17 protein-coding genes and 1 pseudogene are annotated in these 20,720 nt (G+C 64.4%); 8 read left to right on the top strand and 10 right to left on the bottom strand.

Annotated features, from left to right (window positions below; all coding sequences use genetic code 11):
* Positions 1-78 precede the first annotated feature (78 nt).
* From AC0L2M_RS12160 to nuoG, 7 genes are read left to right on the top strand one after another with little or no spacing between them, the layout of a single operon-like run.
* Positions 79-444: an NADH-quinone oxidoreductase subunit A gene (locus AC0L2M_RS12160; protein WP_287226362.1), complete on the top strand. Its 366-nt coding sequence runs from the start codon at positions 79-81 to the stop codon at positions 442-444.
* Positions 432-935 carry a NuoB/complex I 20 kDa subunit family protein gene (locus AC0L2M_RS12155; RefSeq protein WP_127208038.1) on the top strand — a complete coding sequence of 168 codons (504 nt, stop codon included), beginning with the start codon at positions 432-434 and terminating at the stop codon, positions 933-935. Before AC0L2M_RS12160 ends, AC0L2M_RS12155 begins: the two co-directional genes overlap by 13 nt.
* A complete protein-coding gene (locus AC0L2M_RS12150; RefSeq protein WP_473534967.1) occupies positions 932-1,468 on the top strand; it encodes an NADH-quinone oxidoreductase subunit C in 537 nt (178 codons plus the stop codon). The genes AC0L2M_RS12155 and AC0L2M_RS12150 overlap by 4 nt, the downstream gene beginning before the upstream one ends.
* 28 nt (positions 1,469-1,496) lie before the next feature.
* Positions 1,497-2,711: an NADH dehydrogenase (quinone) subunit D gene (gene nuoD / locus AC0L2M_RS12145; RefSeq protein WP_023800387.1), complete on the top strand. Its 1,215-nt coding sequence runs from the start codon at positions 1,497-1,499 to the stop codon at positions 2,709-2,711.
* A 13-nt stretch (positions 2,712-2,724) separates the two neighbouring features.
* Entirely contained in the window at positions 2,725-3,237 is a 513-nt protein-coding gene (locus tag AC0L2M_RS12140; RefSeq protein WP_473534966.1) for an NADH-quinone oxidoreductase subunit NuoE, read from the top strand.
* A gap of 5 nt (positions 3,238-3,242) precedes the next feature.
* Positions 3,243-4,508, top strand: a complete 1,266-nt coding sequence (nuoF, locus tag AC0L2M_RS12135; protein WP_473534965.1) for an NADH-quinone oxidoreductase subunit NuoF — start codon at positions 3,243-3,245, stop codon at positions 4,506-4,508.
* Between the two features lie 32 nt (positions 4,509-4,540).
* The gene (nuoG, locus tag AC0L2M_RS12130) at positions 4,541-7,147 is read left to right on the top strand and encodes an NADH-quinone oxidoreductase subunit NuoG (RefSeq protein WP_473535011.1); all 2,607 of its coding nucleotides are present in this window, start codon (positions 4,541-4,543) and stop codon (positions 7,145-7,147) included.
* A 23-nt stretch (positions 7,148-7,170) separates the two neighbouring features.
* Here the strand turns inward: nuoG and AC0L2M_RS12125 are convergent, their stop codons facing one another.
* The 5 genes from AC0L2M_RS12125 to AC0L2M_RS12105 form a co-directional block, all read right to left on the bottom strand.
* On the bottom strand, positions 7,171-7,611 hold the full coding sequence (locus AC0L2M_RS12125) for a CBS domain-containing protein (RefSeq protein WP_023800391.1): 441 nt from the start codon (positions 7,609-7,611) through the stop codon (positions 7,171-7,173).
* Between the two features lie 39 nt (positions 7,612-7,650).
* Positions 7,651-8,217: an NADH-quinone oxidoreductase subunit I gene (locus AC0L2M_RS12120; protein WP_023800392.1), complete on the bottom strand. Its 567-nt coding sequence runs from the start codon at positions 8,215-8,217 to the stop codon at positions 7,651-7,653.
* Between the two features lie 23 nt (positions 8,218-8,240).
* A complete protein-coding gene (gene nuoH / locus AC0L2M_RS12115) occupies positions 8,241-9,227 on the bottom strand; it encodes an NADH-quinone oxidoreductase subunit NuoH (RefSeq protein ID WP_473524255.1) in 987 nt (328 codons plus the stop codon).
* A gap of 620 nt (positions 9,228-9,847) precedes the next feature.
* Positions 9,848-10,372, bottom strand: coding sequence for a DUF2867 domain-containing protein (locus tag AC0L2M_RS12110; protein WP_473534964.1), 525 nt, complete (start codon positions 10,370-10,372; stop codon positions 9,848-9,850).
* Positions 10,373-10,412: 40 nt separating this feature from the next.
* On the bottom strand, positions 10,413-10,766 hold the full coding sequence (locus AC0L2M_RS12105) for a DUF6463 family protein (protein ID WP_473534963.1): 354 nt from the start codon (positions 10,764-10,766) through the stop codon (positions 10,413-10,415).
* Positions 10,767-11,098: 332 nt separating this feature from the next.
* On the opposite strand from AC0L2M_RS12105, the gene AC0L2M_RS12100 reads away from it, so the two are divergent.
* On the top strand, positions 11,099-11,701 hold the full coding sequence (locus AC0L2M_RS12100; RefSeq protein ID WP_473534962.1) for a TetR/AcrR family transcriptional regulator: 603 nt from the start codon (positions 11,099-11,101) through the stop codon (positions 11,699-11,701).
* Between the two features lie 221 nt (positions 11,702-11,922).
* Here AC0L2M_RS12100 and AC0L2M_RS12095 read toward each other — a convergent pair whose 3' ends face one another.
* From AC0L2M_RS12095 to AC0L2M_RS12075, 5 genes and pseudogenes are all read right to left on the bottom strand, one after another.
* Positions 11,923-12,165, bottom strand: a complete 243-nt coding sequence (locus AC0L2M_RS12095; RefSeq protein ID WP_473534961.1) for a type II toxin-antitoxin system Phd/YefM family antitoxin — start codon at positions 12,163-12,165, stop codon at positions 11,923-11,925.
* Between the two features lie 177 nt (positions 12,166-12,342).
* Entirely contained in the window at positions 12,343-13,638 is a 1,296-nt protein-coding gene (locus AC0L2M_RS12090) for a TIGR02679 family protein (protein WP_473534960.1), read from the bottom strand.
* Positions 13,635-17,813 carry a TIGR02680 family protein gene (locus tag AC0L2M_RS12085; RefSeq protein WP_473534959.1) on the bottom strand — a complete coding sequence of 1,393 codons (4,179 nt, stop codon included), beginning with the start codon at positions 17,811-17,813 and terminating at the stop codon, positions 13,635-13,637. Before AC0L2M_RS12085 ends, AC0L2M_RS12090 begins: the two co-directional genes overlap by 4 nt.
* Entirely contained in the window at positions 17,810-19,099 is a 1,290-nt protein-coding gene (locus tag AC0L2M_RS12080; protein ID WP_473534958.1) for a TIGR02678 family protein, read from the bottom strand. The genes AC0L2M_RS12085 and AC0L2M_RS12080 overlap by 4 nt, the downstream gene beginning before the upstream one ends.
* Positions 19,096-20,540, bottom strand: a pseudogene (locus tag AC0L2M_RS12075) (TIGR02677 family protein). The gene AC0L2M_RS12080 and the pseudogene AC0L2M_RS12075 overlap by 4 nt, the downstream one beginning before the upstream one ends.
* Positions 20,541-20,720: the final 180 nt, after the last annotated feature.

The raw sequence follows: 20,720 nt of genomic DNA, 5'->3' as shown, positions 1-20,720 counted from the left end.
AGGGCCGCACCGCCGGCCAAAAGATTTGGTCGGTCGCAGCTTGAGCAAGCCCTCGGTGGGTAACCGGGGCAGCGCGACATGACTGGAATGGAATTCCTGCCGGTTCTCTTCATGGTCGCCGGAATTGTCCTGGTGGCCGTGGCGACGCTGTACGTCTCCTCGCTCCTGCGCCCGTCCAACCCCTATCCCGCGAAGAACATGCCCTACGAGTGCGGTATGGACCCGGCCGGCGAGGCCGCCGGGGGCCGCTTTAGGGTGCAGTTCTTCATCCTAGCAATCCTGCTGGTGGTGTTCGACGTCGAGGCGATGTTCCTGTTTCCCTGGGCGGTCGTGCTGAAGGAGATCGGGCTCGTCGGCTATGTCGAGATGTTTGTCTTCATGCTGCTGCTCATCGTGGGCTTCGCCTACGCCTGGCTGAAAGGAGCGCTGGAATGGGAGGAGTAGGCGAAACGATTCGCGACAGCGTGCTGTTCACCACCGCCGACAGCGTCATCAGCTGGAGCCGGCGGTCGGCGCTCTGGCCCGAGACCTTCGGGATTGCCTGCTGCGCCATCGAGATGATTTCGGCCGGCTGCGCCCGCTACGACCTCGACCGCTTCGGCGTGGTGTTTCGACCTTCGCCGCGCCAGTCCGACGTGATGATCATCGCCGGCACGGTGACGCGGAAGTTCGCTCCGGTCGTGCGCCGGCTCTTCGACCAGATGCCGGAGCCACGCTGGGTCATCGCCATGGGCACCTGCGCGATCTCGGGCGGGGTCTACAACACTTACGCCGTGGTGCAGGGGGCGGAGACTTTCGTGCCGGTGGACGTGCATGTGCCCGGCTGCCCGCCGCGGCCCGAGGCACTGATGCATGGCATCCTTCTGCTCCAAGAGAAGATCAAGAGGTCCCGCGCGCTGGCCGGGACGCCTCTGGATCGGGTTGTAGCCTCATGAGCATGGAGACGTCCCTCATCCGCACCCTGATCGCGGAACGTTTCGGGGGGGAAATCGAGGAGCTTGGCTTCTCGCATGGGGTTCACGCTTTCGCCTCACCGCCTGACATGATCGTCGAGCTCTGCCAATTCCTGAAGGGCCATCCGACGCTGCGGTTCGATTTCCTGTCCGACATCTGCGGGGTCGACCATTATCCCGAAACGCTGCGCTACGAGGCGGTGTACCACCTCTATTCGATGCCGAACAAATGGCGCGTTCGGATCAAATGCCGCCTCGGCGATCCGCCGCGGGTCCCGTCGGTGACGGGGGTCTGGCGGACCGCCAACTGGCACGAGCGCGAGGCCTGGGACATGTATGGCATCCGGTTCGAGGGCCATCCCGACCTGCGCCGGATCTACATGTGGGAAGGCTTCGAGGGCTTTCCGCAGCGCAAGGACTTTCCGCTCCGGGGCTACAAGGACACGCTGAACCCGTTTGGCGCAGAAGGCCCGCCGCCGACGCAGCCCGATCTTGCCACCAAGGACATTCCATAAGGGAGGCCGTTCAACGCCGGGAAATGAGATGACCGAAGTCACGGAACTGAGCAGGCCGGCAGGTGAAGCGCTCGACACAAAGGAGGTGCTTCTCAACCTCGGCCCGCAGCATCCCAGCACGCATGGGGTGCTGCGGCTCGTCCTTGAGTTGGACGGCGAGTATGTCGCGCGCGTGGACCCACACATCGGCTACCTCCACCGCGGCACCGAAAAGCTGGCCGAGAGCTTCACTTACACCCAGATTTTTCCGCTAACCGACCGGCTCGACTACCTCTGCCCGCCCTCGAACAACCTCGCTTTCGCGCTAGCGGTGGAGAAGCTCCTGGGCATCGAAGCGCCGATCCGCGCGCAATATATCCGCGTGCTGATGGCCGAACTCGCGCGGATCTCCGGTCACCTCCTGATCACCGGCGCGTTGCCGATGGACCTGGGCGCCATGACCGCGTTGGTTTACGCCATGCGCGAGCGTGAAATGATCATGGACCTGTTGGAGATGATCAGCGGGGCGCGGATGCACACCTCCTTCTGCCGGGTCGGCGGTGTGCGCGAGGACCTGCCCGACGGGTTCTTCCCCAAGATCAGGGAGTTCTGCGACATCTTCCCGAACCGGATCCGCGACTATGAACGGCTGGTCGAGAACAACCGGGTGTTCCTGAAGCGCACGCAGGGGATCGGCGTGATCTCAGCCGAGGACGGTATCGACCTTGGCCTGAGTGGCCCGAACCTGCGCGCCTCGGGCGTTGACTGGGACATCCGCCGCGACGAGCCTTACGAGATTTACGACCGGCTGGCTTTCAACGTCATTACCCGCGATGAGGGCGATTGCTACGCGCGCTGGCGATGCCGCGTCGAGGAGATGCGCGAGAGCGTCCGGATCATCGAACAGTGCCTCGACCAGATGCCCGAGGGGCCGTTCCAGATCGATATGCCGACAATCGCTTTCCCGGTGAACAAGGACAAAGTGCACTGCTCGATGGAGGCGCTGATCCAGCATTTCGACCTCTCGGCCTATGGCTTCAAGGTGCCGAAGGGCGAGGTCTATTCGGCGATCGAGGCGCCAAAGGGCGAGCTCGGGTTCTACATCATCAGCGACGGGTCGCAAAAACCGTTCCGGATGAAAGTGCGGGCGCCGTCATTCGTCAACCTTCAGGGACTGTTCGGGGTCAGCAATGCCCGCTACCTGGCGGACATGATCGCCGTGCTGGGCAGCCTCGACCCTGTGATGGCCGAGGTGGACAAGTAGCAGGAGATTTTGGATGAACATGCGTGAACAGATCGAGGCGGCGGCGGCGCGGTATCCCGACCAGCGCTCGGCGATCATGCCCGCGCTTCTGATCGCGCAAAAGGAACATGGCCATCTACCCGGCCCGGTGTTGGAAGAGGTCTCCGACATCCTCGGTGTCGAGCGGGTCTGGGTCTACGAATTGGCGACCTTCTACACCCTCTTCCATACCGAGCCGGTGGGGCTGTTCCACTTGCAACTCTGCGACAACCTATCCTGTATGCTGCGCCGATCCGAGGACCTGCTGAGGCATCTGGAGACTGTGCTGGGGATCGAAAAGGGCCGCACAACCCCGGACGGGCTGTTCACGCTTTCGACCGTCGAATGCCTCGGCGCTTGCGAGATGGCCCCGGTGATGCAGGTCGGCGACGACTATCACGGCGACCTCGACATTGCGCGGATCGACGCGCTCTTGGACAGGCTGCGCGCGGCGGCGGGGCAAACGACCGGCGCCGAACTCGCCGCCGCAGGACCGCCGGGTGAGTAGCCGCCATGTTCGAACCGGTCCTTCTCAGAAACATGGACGAGCCGGATGGCCATCTGCTTTCGAGCTATGAGGCCGGCGGCGGCTACCAGGCGCTGGCGAAGGCGCTGCGCGAGCACACGCCCGACGAGATCATCGACCTCGTCAAGCAAGCGAACCTGCGCGGTCGCGGCGGCGCCGGATTCCCGACCGGGTTGAAATGGAGCTTCGTGCCGAAACGGGCCGACAAGCCGAAATACCTGTGCTGCAACGCCGATGAGGGCGAGCCCGGCACGTTCAAGGACCGGATCATCGTGGAGCGTGATCCGCACCAACTGATCGAGGGCATGGTGATCAGCGCCTACGCGATCGGGGCGGAAACCGCCTATGTCTACATCCGCGGGGAATACGTGCTGGCGATCCACCGGCTGAAGCAGGCGATCGCCGAGGCCCATGCAAAGGGTTATCTGGGAACACGGATTCTGGGCTTGGATTTCAATTTCGTCGTGCACATCCATTGCGGCGCCGGCGCATATATCTGCGGCGAGGAGACGGCGATGCTCGACTCGCTCGAAGGCAAGCGGGCGCAGCCCCGTCTGAAACCGCCATTTCCGGCGGTCGCGGGGCTCTACGCCAGCCCGACCGTGATCAACAATGTCGAGACGCTGGTCTGCGTGCCGCATATTGTGGCGCGGGGGCCGGACTGGTTTCGCGGCATCGGCCCTGACAAGAGCCCCGGTCCGAAGCTTTATTGCCTCAGCGGGCACGTGCGGAAACCGGGCCTTTACGAACTGCCGATGGGCATATCGCTGCGTGAACTGGTCGAGGACCGCGCGGGCGGGCCGCCGCCGGGGCGCAGGATCAAGGCGGTGATCCCCGGTGGGGTCTCGGCGCCGCTGATCCCGGAGCGCGGGCTGGATGTCGGGATGGACTTCGACTCACTGGCTGCGGTCGGCTCGATGCTTGGCTCGGCCGGGGTGATCGTGATCGACGACTCGACCTGCATGGTCAAGGTCGCCACCCGGATCATCGAGTTCTTCCACCACGAGTCCTGCGGCAAGTGCACGCCGTGCCGCGAAGGGCTCAACTGGGTTGTGAAAGTGCTGCGCCGGGTCGAGGCGGGACAGGGCGTGCCGGACGATCTGGAACAGCTGGAGGCGCTCTGCAAGGGCATCTTCGGCAACACGTTCTGCGCTCTGGGCGATGGCGCGGCTATGGGGCTGCGGGCGGCACTGGCGCATTTCGAGCATGAATTCGTCGCCCATATCGAGGAGGGCAGGTGCTCGTTTCACTAAGGAGCGCGCAGGGAGAAGGCCGCAAGAAAGTCATGGTTAGCGTCACGATCGATGAACAATCGCTGGAAGTGGAGGCAGGCTCTACGGTGCTGCAGGCTGCCGAGCGTTTGGGCATCGAAATCCCGACCTTCTGCTATCTCAAGCGGCTGCCGGCGCTGGCCTCCTGCCGCATGTGCCTGGTGGAGATCGAAGGGCAGCGGCGGCTGCAGCCTTCCTGCGCCACCGCGGTCACCGACGGCATGGTGGTGCGGACTAACACGCCGCTGATCGACGAAACGCGCTCTTCCATGCTCGACATGCTGCTTGCCAACCACCCCCTCGACTGCCCGATCTGTGACAAGGGCGGCGAGTGCGAGCTTCAGGACATGGTGATGGCATACGGGCCCCGGGAAAGCCGATTCCGCGATGCCAAACGTGTGTTCCACTCCGAGGACATCCGTCTCAGCCCCGTCATCATCATGAACGTCAACCGCTGCATCCAGTGCCAGCGCTGCGTCCGGATGTGCGAGGACGTGGTCGGAGCGGTCGCCTTGGGCACCATCGAAAAAGGCATGGATACCGCCGTCACCGGCTTCGAGGGCAGTCTCGCGAGTTGCGACCAGTGCGGCAATTGCGTCGAGGTCTGCCCGGTTGGCGCGCTGATGAGCTTCCCCTATCGCTACAAGGCGCGGCCCTGGGATCTGGTCGAGACCGACACGGTCTGTCCGCACTGCGGCACGGGCTGCCAGCTGACCGTCGGCACACGCAAGGGCGAGTTCATGCGGGTCCGCTCGAAGTGGGACGAGGGGCTCAACCGCGAAACGCTCTGCGTGCGGGGACGCTTCGGCCTCGATTTCGTAGAGAGCCAGGACCGGATCAAGCGGCCGATGATCCGTCGTGATGGTGCCTTGGTTCCGGTTTCCTGGGACGAAGCCGGGGACTACCTGCGCCTAGGCCTGTCGGCCGTCGAGAGCAAGGCTGCGGGCGGGCTGGCCTCGCCGCGCCTGCCCAACGAGGTGCTTTATCAGTTCCAGAAGCTGATGCGGACGGTATTCCGGACCAACAACATCGACTGCTCGTCGCGCTGGTCCACGCCCTTCGAGACGCTCGGCCCGTTGGTGGCGGGCTTCTACACCCGCGCGCCGCTGGAGGAGGTGATCGGCAACGACTGCGTGCTTGTCGTCGGTGGCAACGTGACCGACGAGAACCCGGTCACTGAATACCTGCTGCGAGACAGCGCCCGGCGGCGGCAGACCGGGTTGCTCATGCTCTCGGCGCGGCCATCCCGTCTGGACGCCGATGCCCGGGTGGTCGTTCGCGTTCGGCCGGGCGGTGAGGCAGCGAGCCTTGCCGCGGTAGTGGCCGGGCTGGTGGCGGCGGCTGGTCAGGCCTTGCCGCGTGACGTTTTTGCCGACATGGGCGCGACAAGCGGTGGGCCGGAAGCGACCGCAGAAAGTAACGGGCCGGACCGTCTGGTCGCCGCGCTGCTGGAAGGCCGCAGCGTCACCGTTCTTGTCAGCGCCGATCTCCTGAGATCACCCGAAGCGCGCGCGACGTTGCAGCAACTCAGAAACCTGTTGCAGCTTCTCCGCATACTCGGCAAGGACCTGGCGATGCAGTTCCTCTTCGACCGTGCCAACCAGTTGGGCGCCTGGGACATGGGGGTTTTGTCGGCGGCGCTGCCGGGGCTGCGCCCGGTCAACGATGATGCGGCGCGCACCGCTCTCGTACGGGCCTGGGGCGCCGAAATTCCGCCTGAGCCGGGCGCAGATCTCGACGCCATGCTGGCGCTTTGTAACGAGGGGCGGGTAGGCGCGCTTTATATCGCCGGAAGCGACCCTCTGATGGCCTATCCCGACCGGGGATTCGTCAAGCGGGCGCTTGATGCCACCGATCTCCTGATCGTGCAGGACACGTTCCTCACAGATACGGTGGGCGTGGCCGATGTCGTCCTGCCAGCGGCGGGTTATGGCGAGGAAACCGGCACCTTCACCAACAACGAGGGCCGGATCCAGAAGGTCTGCAAGTTCCGCGAACCCGCCTTCGAGGCGCGGGGCAATCTAGCGATCTTCGACTTCGTCGCAGCGCTCCGCAACCAGGCATTGCAACCGATGCAAGGCGAAATCTTCCGCGAGATTGCCCGGCTGGTTCCGGCCTACCAAGGGCTGACGGACGGGCTTGGAGCCGACGGAGCATTCACCACGGCGGACCCGACGCCGCCGGCTGGCGAGTTCTTCGCCCCTCCGCCTAACCCGAATGCGGCCGACCGGCTCATGTTGGTCACCGGCAACGGCCTGTTCCACAATGGATATCTTTCCGAACGCTCGGAGATCCTGAATACGGTGGCGGATGACCCATATGTTGAGATGAGCGCGTGGGACGCCGCGCAGCTTTGCCTTTCGGATCGCGATCAGGTGGTCGTGCGATCCGCCCAGGGCGAACTGAGGGCGCAGCTCAAGGTCAACAGGCATTTTCCCCCGGGCCTCGTGTTCGTGCCTGAAAACTATAGAGACCTGCGTCTCAACAGCCTTATGCGGCGGGGCGAATACCCTTGTCCGGTGGAGGTTCAAAAGGCGCACGCTGCCCTCGCCACCGGAGTCGGGGCGCGCCCTGAAAATCGCGGCCAAGGCATTGCCGAGCTTCCGGGCAGTTCACCCTAATCGGCTCCCCCGGGTTTGCATCCTCAGTGATAAGGGGTGCCGGCAATGTAATCGCTCAACGCTTGCTCGGTACGGAGCAATTCGTCGAGCCGGTGCTTGACCACGTCGCCGATGCTCACCACGCCGACAGAAGCGTCGCCATCCATGACCAACACATGGCGCGTGCGTCGGTCGGTCATGAGCGACATCACAAAGGGCAGCAAATCCTGTGTCGAACAGGTCACCACACTGCGGTTCATGATGTCGGCGACCCGCATTGTGGGCGCCTCGATTCCGTATTCAGCCACCGCATAGCAGCAGTCCCGCTCCGACAGCGTGCCCAGGCATTCCCCGGGCGAACGGCTGACGACCACGAATCCGATGTTGTTGTCCCGAAACAGCCGCAGGACTTCTACGACCGTCTGATCTGGTGTGACCGAGATGAGCTCGGGAGATTTGGTCTTCAAGATTTGGCGGACAAGCATCTGAGCCTCCTGTGCTCCGGCTTGACGGCTGCCGCGCGTTCACGTTCGGCGGATATTCCGCCACCAGTTGTATCCCTGAGGCTCGCTCGTCTCGACCAGCACGTCCTGTTCGGTGTTCAGGCGCGCGGCGACGACGCCGCCGCCGGTCGTCGCCTTGCCCGGTTTGCCGAGCAGGTCGTCGCGCCCGACCACCAGGTCACGCGAGGAAAAACTCGAGAATTCGTACTGTTGGCCAAGCGCGATCGCGTCGGCCGGGCAGGCGTCCTCGCACAGCCCGCAGAACAGGCAGCGGGCCATGTCGATCTCGAATTTAGCTGGATGCCGGTTGCCCTTCTCGTCCTCGTAGGGAATGACTTCGATACAGTCGCAGGGACAAATCCGCGCGCAGAGTTCGCAGGCCACGCACTTGATCTCGCCCTCTTCGTCGCGCGTCAGGAAGTGATGCCCGCGGTAACGCGAATAGGGCAACCATTTTTCCTTGTCAGGATACTGCATGGTCACGGATCTGGAGAACATGTAGCCGAAGGTCAGCGCCAAGGCGCCCGCTAGATCGGCGAAGAATGCCCAGCCGATCCATGTTCCACTTATGTGCAGTGCGCGCGACATCGCCGCCTCGCTTGGGGTGGCCCTCAAAGGAAAGCAACACCTGTTACTATTATGTTCGCCAGTGACAGTGGAAGCAAGACTTTCCAGCCGATCGCCATCAGTTGGTCGTATCGATAGCGCGGGAAGGTGAAGCGGAACCACATAAACACATAGAGAAAGAACGCGACCTTGAGCGCGAACCAGAGGAGCGGCGGCAACGGGATCAGCACGCCGTTCCAGCCGCCGAAGAACAGGATGACCGACAGGACCGACACCAGCAGCATGACGGCGTATTCGCTGACCATGAAGAACGCAAAGCGGATGCCGCTGTATTCGGTATGGAACCCGGCCCCCAGATCGCCTTCCGCCTCCGCTAAGTCAAAAGGTATGCGCTGGGCTTCGGCCAGCCCGGCGACGAAGAATACGAAAAACCCGACCGGTTGGTAGACGATGTTCCAGACATCGGCCTGCGCCCGCACGATCTCGAGCAGGCTCATGGATTGCGCCAGCATGACCACGCCGATGACCGCGAACCCCATCGGGATCTCGTAGCTGATCATCTGCGCGCAAGTCCTGAGGCTGCCCAGGACCGCGTATTTGCTGTTCGCGGCCCAGCCGCCGAAGATGACGCCATAGACCTCGATCCCGATCACCGCGAAGACGAAAAGGAGCGCCACGTTCATGTTGGAGACGTAGAGCGTGATCTCGGCGCCGAGGACCGAGACGCTTTCGCCGAAGGGGATCGCGACGAACACCACGAAGGGCGGGGCGAGCGCCAGGATCGGCGCCAGTTTGAACAGGAAGCGGTCGGCTTCGGCCGGGATGTGGTCCTCTTTGGTCAAGAGCTTGATGCCGTCCGCCACCGGCTGCAGCAGCCCGTGCCACCCCACCCGCATCGGCCCCATCCGCTGCTGGATGTGCCCGGCGATCTTGCGTTCGAGCCACGTCAGCGGCAAAGGCAGCAGCAGCAGGATCGCAATCAGCAACGCGACCTTGAAGGCGATCAGGCCAAGGGCGACGACAAGTTCCATAATCCGCGGCTACTTGTTCATCGGGTTGAGACTTACGATACTGAGCACTGCGCTTGTCCGGCTTCGCGGAAACGACAGTCTGCCGGCGGCGACGCAACTTGTGCAATGGTATCACAGTCTTACCGTTGCTGGCCATGGTGTGTGTCGCTTGGCGCTCAAACGCGCCCGCACATCGAGCAATGGCACGCAATGACGGGACCAGATGGCCCCAGCGCCTAATACTGGACGCCTCCACAAACAGCCCCCTTCTTACCGTTCAACAACGGCATTCGGCACGAGACACATTCCTAAGGGCCAGAAGGCAGGGCACTGAACCGCTTAATCGGTGCGTTGACGCTCCCCCACTAAAGGGCAATCCGAACGAGTTGCCGCCCGCCCGGCCAGAAAAGAGACCGACAACGCAGACGAGAAATGGGGAAATCTCGGCAGCGCCATCGGTCCAACGGACCAAAGGCGAGGAGGGTTTGGTGCATTGTCAATGCTATCGGTCATTTCCTGACTGACGACCCGCTTCCTCAGCCGCGATGGGAACAAAAGACGCGCTACAGCCCATCGACCCGTCATGGTGTCGGCGCGTCTTTCGCTTGACCCGATCGCGGCCGAACCCCTGCTCGGCCACGCTAGTGGTCGGAAACCACCTGCATTAGCATCGCAGGAACGACGATACGGTGAAATGGCTTCACCAACGCGAGATAGCTGCTGCCTACCAAATTGTGGGTTTTGACTGCGGTCGAGACCGAGATCTCATGCTGGGTCGATGTGCGTTCCTTGACTTCCAATAACACGCGGAAATCGAGATGCCAGTCATCGAGACCGAACACGATACAATTGGAGGACTGCCTGACAACTGGCAAGAAGCCAATAGGGGCGCCAGATTTACTTCCCAATTCCGGCCCAGTTTTCAAGCCGAAAGGCGTCACAATGCCATTTCGCAACGCCAGCAGCCATTTGATCCAACTTGGCTGCCGCCCGAATACCTGCTGCGAAACGCCGACCGCGTCCAAGGCGAGACCTGTTACAACCAATGCATAAGTGTCGCCGAAGTTTGCGCCGGGAAGAAGCCTGTCAGCGTGCGCAAATGGCCTGGCAAAAGGTTTCGCCACAACTTGCGGCCGAGGAGGGTGATGCCTGGCGATGCACATCATTGGGCCTTGGTTCCCCGCTGCACGCCAAGACACAGGCCGATCAGAACAAGCACAGTAGCGGAAAGCCGCTTGGCAGCATGATCAGCGTAGCAACCGTTCCCCATCCCAACAATGCCAAGCCGACGAACCGTGGCACGACGATGCCCCTGCGCGTCATCCAGAGGAGGAGCAGGCCCAGGATGATCAATGGGATTGCAAAGCTGCCGACCGTCGACCTGAAGGCGAATCCGCTGAGGATCAGGCCGGGACGCTGATCAGCCAGCGGCCCCCAGTGGTCCCATGTCCACAATGCGCCCCCGAGCCAACCTGGCGCCTGGATCAAGGCGTCGCCGCCCAGAACGAACAGGTGGGCGATTCCGACAGCCGTTAACCCGTAGATCGAGTACTTCAACATTTCCTATCCTATTAAATGACTGCAGAAGCCGTTCGACTATTTGCACTTGCCATCCCCGGAAGCCGCACGTCCAGGCCATTTGCGGCCCCTGCAAGCATGCTGCCCGCACCGTCACCGTTATCGTCACTGACGATCTCGGCATGGTTCTGTTCCGCCTTCATTCGCCCCTTTTGCGGGCCCACCTGTTGCCGGCAATTGTGACCACGTCGGCATGAAGGCACCTACTCCGCCGGCTCTATACGTACCCGTATACATCGGCTTGGCTGTCGAGTCTATACGGTACCGTATAGAGCTGCTATGAGCGGCTTTCCGCGGAACATGCGAGGAGTTTCATGGCGCAGCGATCGGCAGGTCCCTCAAAAGAGGATTGGGTAGGCGCTGGCCTGACGGCCCTTATCGAAGGGGGTATCGAGTCGGTCAGGATTGAACGCTTGGCCGACTCGCTCGGGGTCAGCAAGGGCCCCTTCTACTGGCGTTTCAAGAATCGCGACGAGCTACTCAAGGCAATCATCGAGTTTTGGAGGCGGGATTTCACCACTCTGCTCATTGACCAGACCCGGGAGTTTGCCACGGCGCGCGAACGATTGATTGCACTCGCTGAGTTGTCTTTGGTTCAGCGAATGGGATCCGTGGACGTTGCGCAGGCCGAGTGCGCTTTGCGGGCTTGGGCGGCACGGGATCCAATGCCCAGGGCGGCAGCGGCGGAAGTCGATGCGGCTCGTATCGATCACCTTACCAAAGAGTTTGCCCTAGCGGGCGCTCCACAGCCATTGGCCGGACGGTTGGCCAAAGCGGTCTACGTTGCCCTTCTCGGGCTCTATATGCTTCGCCAATACACTCCGGAATTGGCGGACGACCAATCATTCCGAACCGCGGTTGAGACCGCTTTGGATGTCGCCGAGGCCGCATGCGAGCGCGGGGCCGGTGATATCTGAGTGCTCAGACGATAAGGTGGGCTGCCTGGCTGGTCGTGCCGTAGGCTTCCGCGCCTGGCTTCCTCAGCAATCCAAACGCCGTGCAGTCCGCTCGGGCGCGTTGCTTGGTCCGTTCGGCGCCATTCGGCTTCCGCTTCTCCGAGAATGCCTGATGGGGATAAGAGCGTCATCGCTTCATTTGAAAAGGGCGGCAACGATCAGCGACGTGTCGAGATAGTGCATCAGTAACGGTCGCCATCCCGCATCGACCGTACCAGATCGGCAGAACTCTCGGCCTGAGGAGGCATGGTCGCGGTCAAGGATTGCAGGAGCGTCGCGTCGATCCGCTGCCGCGGTCTCGCCACGGCGGTGAGCCGTGCGACCGGTTTACCCCGCCGGGTGATGTCGATCGTATCTCCCGCCTCGACCCGATCCACTAGCTCGCTCAGATGGGCTTTGGCATCTGCCAAGTTGATCACACTCATGTCACGCTCCTGACTATGGAAATGGTCATATGCGTGTTGCGCTTAACACTTCCAGCGAGAGGTTTTTCACGCGTCACGTTCTGCCCCGGCAGCGCTCAATGACATGATCTGCGAGCGTGCCGCGTCCGAAGTGCTGCTGTCAGGCTGAAAATGCGTCCCGCTTTGAAGAATGCAGCCTCATCGATCGTCGAGGTCCGGCAACAACGTGGCGGCCAGCGCCTCTTCGGCGATGGCCACTCCGTGCTGACGCATCGCGGGCGCCAGCGCTCCGTCCCATGACGCTTCGGCCACCTTTCCCTCAAGCGGGTGCGCCAGGCCGGGCGCAGTCCGCACAGCGGCAATATAGTCCGCGGCGCCAAAGCGCCATGGCTCTGCACCGTGTTCTCGCATGACCTGGTTGCCGATACGCAATCCGGGCCAGTCGAAATCGCCGTGATAGCGCAGCTGCGCGCCGGCCTGTGCGAGTTGGGCCAATAGGCATCGTTGCGCGGCGGCCGGCATCCCGTCGGTACACACCAGCGGCGCACAGCCTGCCCCCCATCGGTCCGCGGCGATGGCGAGCAGGTTGGGATTTTCGCAGACGTAAACGTTGCGGTCCGCTACCTCCCATCGCTGCGGCGAGCGCAGCAGCGATCGCAACGACGCATAGGCCGGTTCTCCCAGGGGCAAACGATCGCTTTCGGTCGCGCCTGTCGGCAGGTTCAGGAACAGGGCCGGGCGTGCCAGCTCGTTGACCAGAACGCCTGCTCTGGCCCATGTCTCGCGTATCCGCTCCGCGCCGGCGGCCGGTTCCGCACCGACGTCCTCTCTCGAATCGCGTACCGTCTCGCCATCTTCGTCGGCAGCTGCGGCGTCGGAAGCGGGCATGGCGGTCTGGCGCAGGACCGCCAGCACGAGTGCCGCGGCGCCGCGACCATTGTCAAGCGCATGGGCATCGCCCAGCGCGTCCGCGGCCAGTTGCGAACGTGTTACGCCTTTTGCCGGTAGGCGCCGCAGCACCGCTTCGGCGCGCCGGCAAAGCTCCGCAGCCGCGACCGTATCCCGCTGAGCGAGCCGCTTGACAAGGCCGATGCCTGCCGGCGTCAGCAGCAGCTTGGCCAAGTCGGGATGGCTGCAACCATCTATCACGCTCGACCACAATTTTTGCTGTCGAAGGCGTGCTCCGGCGAGATGAAGGATGGAGCCGTCAAGCCTTTCCAGGGCATCGCACAGCGATGTGGCGATGCCGGCGCGCCGCAGGTCGGCGTCGACGCGGCGGACGTCGATCTGCAAGGAGTTCGATCGGCGCTGCGGGCGGCCGAGCAGCGCCGCCAGTGCCGCGTGCTCCTCGTTACTGAGCCCGACGACGCGAATCTGATCGACAGCGCCTTCGAGCGGCGCGCGCTCGAAACGCTGGCGCAGCCGCTTGCGCAGCGAGGCAAGGTGGTCGCCACCGAGCAGGCGTTGAAGACGCGGGTCGACCTGATCGCTCATGCCGGCGCAAATCTGCGATCTGGATCGGCCTCGGGCTTCTTCTCTCGTCCGTCCCAGGTCCATCGCGAGACGAATACGGCATCGATGCCTTCGCGCCGCTGCAATTGGCAGATGGCGACACCTGGCAGTTCGGCATAACAGGCCCACTCGCGCTCGCTGGTGATGACGAAGTCCAGATCGAACTCGCGGATCAGCCCCATGCAATGCGCTCGCGCTGTGTCATCGATGCCGGCAAAGGCTTCGTCGAGCAGCATCAACCGTGGGGACAAGGCATAGCTGCTCTGGCTGTAGAAGCTGGCGACCGCGGCAAAGAGTGGCACCGTGAGGCCGAGCGCCCGCTCGCCGCTCGAAGCGGGTCCGGAAAGCTTGCGCCAATGGCCGTCCTGCCAGCGTTCGACGCGGAAGCGGTGCCAATGGCGATAATCGAGCGCGCGGGCCAGTTGGTCGAGCAAGGTGCCGCCGCTGTCCTTTCCGCCGGTGGCATCAGCGCGCTCGCGCTCGGCGGCGATGCGCTGCTGCAGCATCGCGCCGACGACGCGCCGGTCGTCTGCCGACCATAGGTCCGCGCTGGTGTTGAGCAGGCGCTTGCGCGCCACGTCGAGGCCCACCGGCGCGCCTTCCTCTTCGGACAGCGGCTGCCACAACAGGCGATACCGCACGCCGGTGGAGGTCGGGCGCTTGTGCAGTTCGACGTTGATGGCGTCGACCTGGCGTTCGGCGGCCTGCAACAGGCGCTGGATCTCTGCCGCGATTTCGGCCTGCAGATGGTTCTCCAGGACGGCGCGTTCGTTGGCGCTGAGCAGTTCGCCGCGCTGGGCGATCTCTTCGGCCAGCCGGATGGCGAGGCGGTCCGGCCGTTCGCGACGGTTCTGATAGACGATATCCACCCTGAAACCCCAATCGCTGGGATCAGCCTGGGCCTGGTGACCCAACGCGCCGAGTGCGCGCTGCAGCTCGTTAAATTCTTCAGCTATCTGCCGCCGGACGCGCGCCCACGCCTCATCGTCGTCCCTGAGATTCGACAGCTCCTGTTCCGCGCGTCTGGCCAGCGTCAGCGCGGGGTCGATCGTCCACGGGCTGCCCATGTCAGGCAGTTCGATATACGGCAGCCCTGCAGACAGCAGGCCGGTGCCTGCAAACAGCTGAAATCTGGAGATCGTCTGGGCGCGTGCTTCGCCGCGTTCCTGAAGCACGGCGTTCGCTGTCTCGGCCTGTTGCCCGGCGACCGCGCGTGCCTCACCCGCTTTGCGCAATCTATCGCCGGCGAGCTTCAGCTCGGCTTCGCCGGTTTCGACAGCGCGGCGGGCATCGGTCAGCCTTCGCTGCAGTTCCTCGACCTTGGCGCCGACCGTTTCCCGCAGCAGCTCGAGCCGGGCAGTGGCGTCTTCCGTTTCAATGCGGGCCGCCACGAGTTCCGCTTCGCGCTGCTGCACCTCGCTGCGCGCCTCGCCCTGGCGGGCACGCTGCCGTTGCAACTCGGGCAGTGCCAGACAAAACTCGTGAGCTGCTTGCTCGAGCCGGACCTGTGCATCGCGGTAATGATCCAGCGCCGCTTCGACGGCAGGCAGTGCATCGGGCGTTGCCGGCAGGCGCAAGTCCACGGCATCTGCGGCGAGCCGTTCCCGCACGGCTTTGAGCGCCTGTTCGGCCTCGCGGCTCCGCGTCTCCGCTTCGGTCAGTTTTTCGCCAGCCAGACGCGCGGCGTGAGCGGCTGCGGTAGCGGCCATATGAGCGCGCCGCAATTCCTCGTCGGAAGGCGCAAGGCGCCATTCCTCGTCGGCCTGTTCGCGATCCAGCGCGAGCTGCTCGGCTTTTGCCCGCACGGCCCTCAATTCATCGGAGAGTTGCGCCAGGCGGCCAGCAATCTCGGCCAGGCGGCGCGCGCGGGCTGCGGCGCGGGCGGCGTGGCCAATGTAGACCGCCTCCGGCTTGCCCCACGCTCCGGACAGCGCGCCGAGGCGGAAACGGCCGTCGGTGGAGACCCAGGCCTCGCTATCGATCGGATCGTCATCCGCCGAGGCGATGCCCGACAGCACCCGATCAACGATATTGGCCGGCACGGCGCAGCCCGCGGGCACGGTGGCTTCCAGCCAGTCGCCGAGGGATGGAGAATGCTTTTGCCGTTCCAGCAGCTGGGTATCGTAAGGCAGGGTGCCGCCGTCGCCGGCCTGGAGGCGTCCGTCAGGCGATAACCAGGCGTCGAGCAACCCGGCCGCTTCGAGCGCGGCTTCAAGGCCGGCGCGTTGCGGTGCAGCTACTGCGCCGCGAAAATCGATCACTTGCCAGAGCGGCGCGCCCTGACGCGCGTCCCGGACGGAGGCATCACGCGTGTAGGGCAGGGGCGGCGCCATGTCGTCGCCGGCTTCGAGGCGTCCGCGTTCGCCTTCAAGGAGCCCGTATTCCATCTCCAGCGCCTGTCGCTGGCCGTCGAGCGCCACGCGACGCTGTGTCAGAGAGAGACTGGCTCCTTGATACGCCGATTGCAGAAGGTGGCGGGCAGGGTTGTCGCCTTGCAGCGACGCTGTCCATTCCGCCAGAGTCGTCAGCGCCGCCGGCCTGCTGTCGGGATCGATCTGCAGTTGCTTCAGGCCGATGAAATGGCGGTCCCAGCCTTCCACCAGGTCCCGGCTTTGCCGTTCGACCTCGGCGTCAGCTCGGGTCCGACGCTCGGCGGCCTCTTCGGCTTCGACCTGCCGCTCACCCCGGATTTCGCGGCGCCGCGTGTAGGCAGCCTCGGCCTGAGCGACTTCGCCGTGGCGGCGACGCAGCAACCCGATCTGTTCACGCCGGCCGGCAACGAGGCTGCGAAGCTCGGCGCAGGCCGCGTCGAAAGCATGCTGCGTCAGTACGACCAGCGCGGAAGCCTCCAATCTGGCGAGGGGGTTTGCTGCGTGTTGGCCGGCGATGCCTGCGTCATCGGCGTGAACGGCGGTTTCCCGGCGCAGATCGGCCAATGCGCGTTCCGCCTGCCCCACGCGCCGGGTTGCCCGTTCGCTTTCCTCCGTGCTGAGCTCCAGTCGTCGGCCCGCCGCTTCGACGGCCAATGTCGCCCTCTGCATCGCCCGCAGTCGCGCCGCCTTCTCTTTTTCGGCATTTTCGAGGCGGTTGGCGTCCTGCATCGTCGGGTCGGAGCGCAAGGTATCGAGCCGCGCACGCCCGCGCGCCAGAGTGATCTCGGCGCTATCATGAGCGGTCCGCTCCAGCGCTTCCTGGCTTTGCGCTTCGTCGAAGCGAGCCTGGGCCTCACCTCGTGCTCGGCTGGCATTGTCGAACTCCGTCTGGGCCTGGCGCAACAAGCGTGCCTGCCGGCGGGTCAGCGTACCGGCGTAGACGCGATAACGCTCCTCGAATCGGCTGACGGCCTTGGCCAAGGCTTGATATTCGTCGAGCTGGCGGCGGTCTTCCTCCAACTGCCCGAGCGCTTCAGCAACGTCGCCGAGCAGTTCCGGCGCCAGCGGCGGCAGGGCCTCGGTCAGCGCATTCGAAAGCGCGGTTTCGTCCGGCTTTCTGGAAAGCTGCGGCTGGCGAAGCTGGATCAGTGTGTCCATCAACGCGTCGTAGCGCTTGGTGCCCAGATGGAACAGGCGCTCGTCGACGGCGCGACGGTAGCCGGCCGCGGTGTCGAACACCTGGCCACGGCCATCGAGCGCGTCGCGCAGGCGCTCCTTGGTCAGCACTACCTGCTGCGGACTGATCAACCGCAGATCGCGGTTGATACGCGGCGCGTCGTCGGTGTCTTCCAGCAGGAAGAACCAGCTGTCGACCTGCGGACGAGCTGCTGTCGCAAAAAGGCCGGCGCCGAGCGAAAGAAAACGTGGCGTGCCGTCTTCGGCAACGCGACCGAACTCGATCCACGCATAGCCGATGCGCCGGTCGTGGCTGTTCATCAGCAGGTTCCATGCCATCTTCTTGCCGCTGTCGCCATCAGGCTCGACGCGCGAAGACTTGAGCTGCGCGTCGAGCAGCAGCGGCAGCGTGAGCGACAAAACCTTGGACTTGCCCGTGCCATTATTGCCGCGCAGCAACAGATGGCCGTTGCGGAACCAGAATTCCTCGCTGTCGTAGTGAAAGAGCTCCACCAGGCCCAGGCGCAGAGGCTGCCAGCGCTGCCTTGTGGGCATCGGCAAAGCCGGTTTTTCCGGCGTCAGGCCGAGCAGGTCCAGGCGGTCGTTCATGTCGGTTCGAACCGAAAGCCGAAATCCGCAGCCGGCGCGTTGCGCGTTTCGCGAATTTCGGCGTCGCCCAACGCGAAGCGCGCGAGCGCCGGCAGCGGGCGGACGACGCCGGCTTCCCGCACCGCCAGCTGCAGTTTTTCCAATCTTTCGATCGCAATGGCGGCGAGCTCGCGTTCGGCGCCTGGTTCGCGTGCCGATTTACGCCAGTAACGGCCGTACTGCGCCTTGGCCTCGTGCAGGAAGCCGGCAATGTCATGCTCGTGGATATCCCGGCCGGAGGCCTGCGCCATGTCGCCGCCACCGGCTCGCCGCTGCCTTTGCCCGGCGCCCAGATATTCGGCGACGAGCAGTGTTACATGGGCGTCGGTGCCTTCGGCCGGCACCGCCAGGTCGGTCAGCAGACCGGCTTCGTCGACCAGCGCCAGCCCTTCCGCGCGCTGTTCCGCCACCAGGCCGGCGGCGTCGCAGAGGCGCGCAGCCATCGTTCCGCGCTGGTTGAAGAAATACGCACGAGCTTCCGGGTCCAACGTCTCGACATAGACGACCGGATCGTCGAGGAGTCGGCGTGCGAGTTGGTGGCGCAGCGCCGTGCGCCGGCCTTCCTCGCTGTCCGCCACATGTTCTCCGACCAGCGCGCACAGCCGCTCTTCGAGCGTTGCCGGCGCCTCTTCCGGAGTCCAGGTGGAGGGGCCACGCACCGCCGCCAGCATGCCGGACAGCATGCGGCGCTGCACGTCGTAGAGCGCATCCGCCTGATCTCCTCCGGCCTGCACGAACGTTTCCTCGTCGCCGGCCACGCGGTGCAGCACCCCGAGGATCAGCAATGTGCGGCACACCGAAACGAGTTCGCGCCGCTCGTGTTGCGCCTCGAGGGCGAAGCTGAAGTCGAGCGTCGGCTCGGCGGCGAGCTCCAGCAGCCTCTCGCCGAGCAGGCGCAAAGTGATCTGCGGGTCGGCGCGTTCGAGCACCGCGCAGGCGAGGCAAAGCAGCACGTAGCGCCGGCGATCGTAGCCGGCAATGCCACGCGTGGTGTCGGTCAGGTTTCCGGGCCGCTTGTAGAGGCGCGCGCCCTCGCGCTCGACTTGCAGTATCCAGCCGGTCTCGCGAGAAAACCATTCGCGCAATGCTTCGGCCTGGCGGCGTATGGCGGCGAAATCCTCGTGCCCCGGGCCGATCAGCGGCGTCATCAAAAGCGCGCGCACGCAGGCGCGAAACTCCTCGCGCTGGAAGCGCTGCTGCAGCAGGCCGATGCCACGATCGTCGTTGGAACCGTTCGCCGCCTTCATCGGCCGTCCTGCAAGGGGGTGATGGTGATCAGATGGTCGCGCCCGGCAAAGACGCCATGTGGCGTGTCGATCGTGGCGCGGCTGTCGGCGGCAAGCGGCTTCAGGTGGATGTGCAGCAAGCCGTCGCTGGTCTGGCGTTGCACCGCCGTCTCCGGCCCGGCTTGCTCGGCCAGTGTCTCCCCGAGCAGGCCCAGGAAGAGGCCGAAGGCGTGCTTGTCGAGTTCCCCGAGATCCGAAAGCCGCGCCGGTCGGCTGGTGGCGAGACGCTTGCGCGCCGCTTCGACCTGCTGTGATTCCTCCGCGAGCTGAAGCGCCAGGAACGCACGCTCCTCGGCGCGGTCGCGCACGCGCGGCAGCGGTCCGCGCGGGGTAGCTTCGCCATATTCGCGCAAACGCGGGTGAATCTTGAGCGGCGGGGCGTCGGCCCAGGAGGTGCTGGCCGGCAGCTCGGCGTCCACACTGGCGTTGAGCGAGAAATGCCGCGCCGGATTGAGAGCGAAGGCAGCCCGCGCAAGCCGGTGCGCCTCGCCGTCGTCTGCGCAAGCGGCAAACCAGCCGGCGAGCAGGCGGAAGTCGGCAGAGCGATCGCTGCGGCCGCTGCGGCGCTCATTCAGCGCGGCGATAGCGGCCAGAAGCTGCGGGATGGCCGACCGTGCCCGCGCCCGCAACAGTTCGGCTTGCGGCGGCTCATGGCCGGTGCTGAGGAACCAGCCGCGCAGACCCTTCCAGCGTTCTCGCCATGCTTGCAGGTAGGCTTTCCTCGCCTCGGCCTGATCGTGCGCGCCGCCTGGAGCCGTGTCCCGCGATTCGCGCTCGGCCACCTGTCCAAGCAGCGCCTCAACCTCAGGCTCTAACGCCAAAATGAGGCGTGCGATGGTGTCGGAACGGCGTACCAGATCGCCCATGAAGCGTTCGAGATAATCGATCAGCCGCTTCTTGTAGTTTGCGACCGCCCCAGCTTCAGCTTGCTGCAGCTCGATGCTGCGAGCGACGCCGGCCATGAACGCCTGCGCGTTCTCGGCCAAACTTTCGAAGACACGCACCAGATCCCGCAGTGTTTCGTGGATCTTGGCCACGTCGGGTGGGTTGCTTGCGCCAGCGCCTGCAGTGCCTGCAGTCGGCTCGCTATGTCCTCGAGCGCCACGGTTTGCAGCTCGGCACGGCGCTGCAAGGTCTGCACGAATGTCGCCAAGGCTGATTCCACTGCCTCGCCGCCCTGCGAGAGCCGGTAGAGGAAGCGTGCACGGTAGAAGTCGCTAAGGCTTGAAACCCGCGCGGTGTCGGGATGCGATTCGAGATTGCCCCATTCCGTGAGCTGAGTGAGCGCCGTATTCACGTCCTCTATGCGCGGCGGCTTGGCCGGCCATCGGGCTTCGGTAAGCACTTCGTCTGGCCGCAGCTGCAGACGGTATTGCCGCTTCGCCGCCGAGAATACGTCCATGATGCAGCGGTAAAATACGGCCTTCTCGGCGCTCACGTGACGGAATAGATCCGCCGGGTCATTCGCAATATGCACAGGCAATCGCCGCCTCCCGGACTCACTCCGAGCGTTTTCGCTTTGTCCTTGCGCCCCGTCAAGACCGCCTGGCGAGCTTTAGGTCTCCGTCTTCCTTGCATGGCG

The sequence above is a fragment of the Mesorhizobium sp. WSM4806 genome, from assembly GCF_055811635.1.
This window is presented reverse-complemented; position numbering and strand designations above follow the sequence as displayed.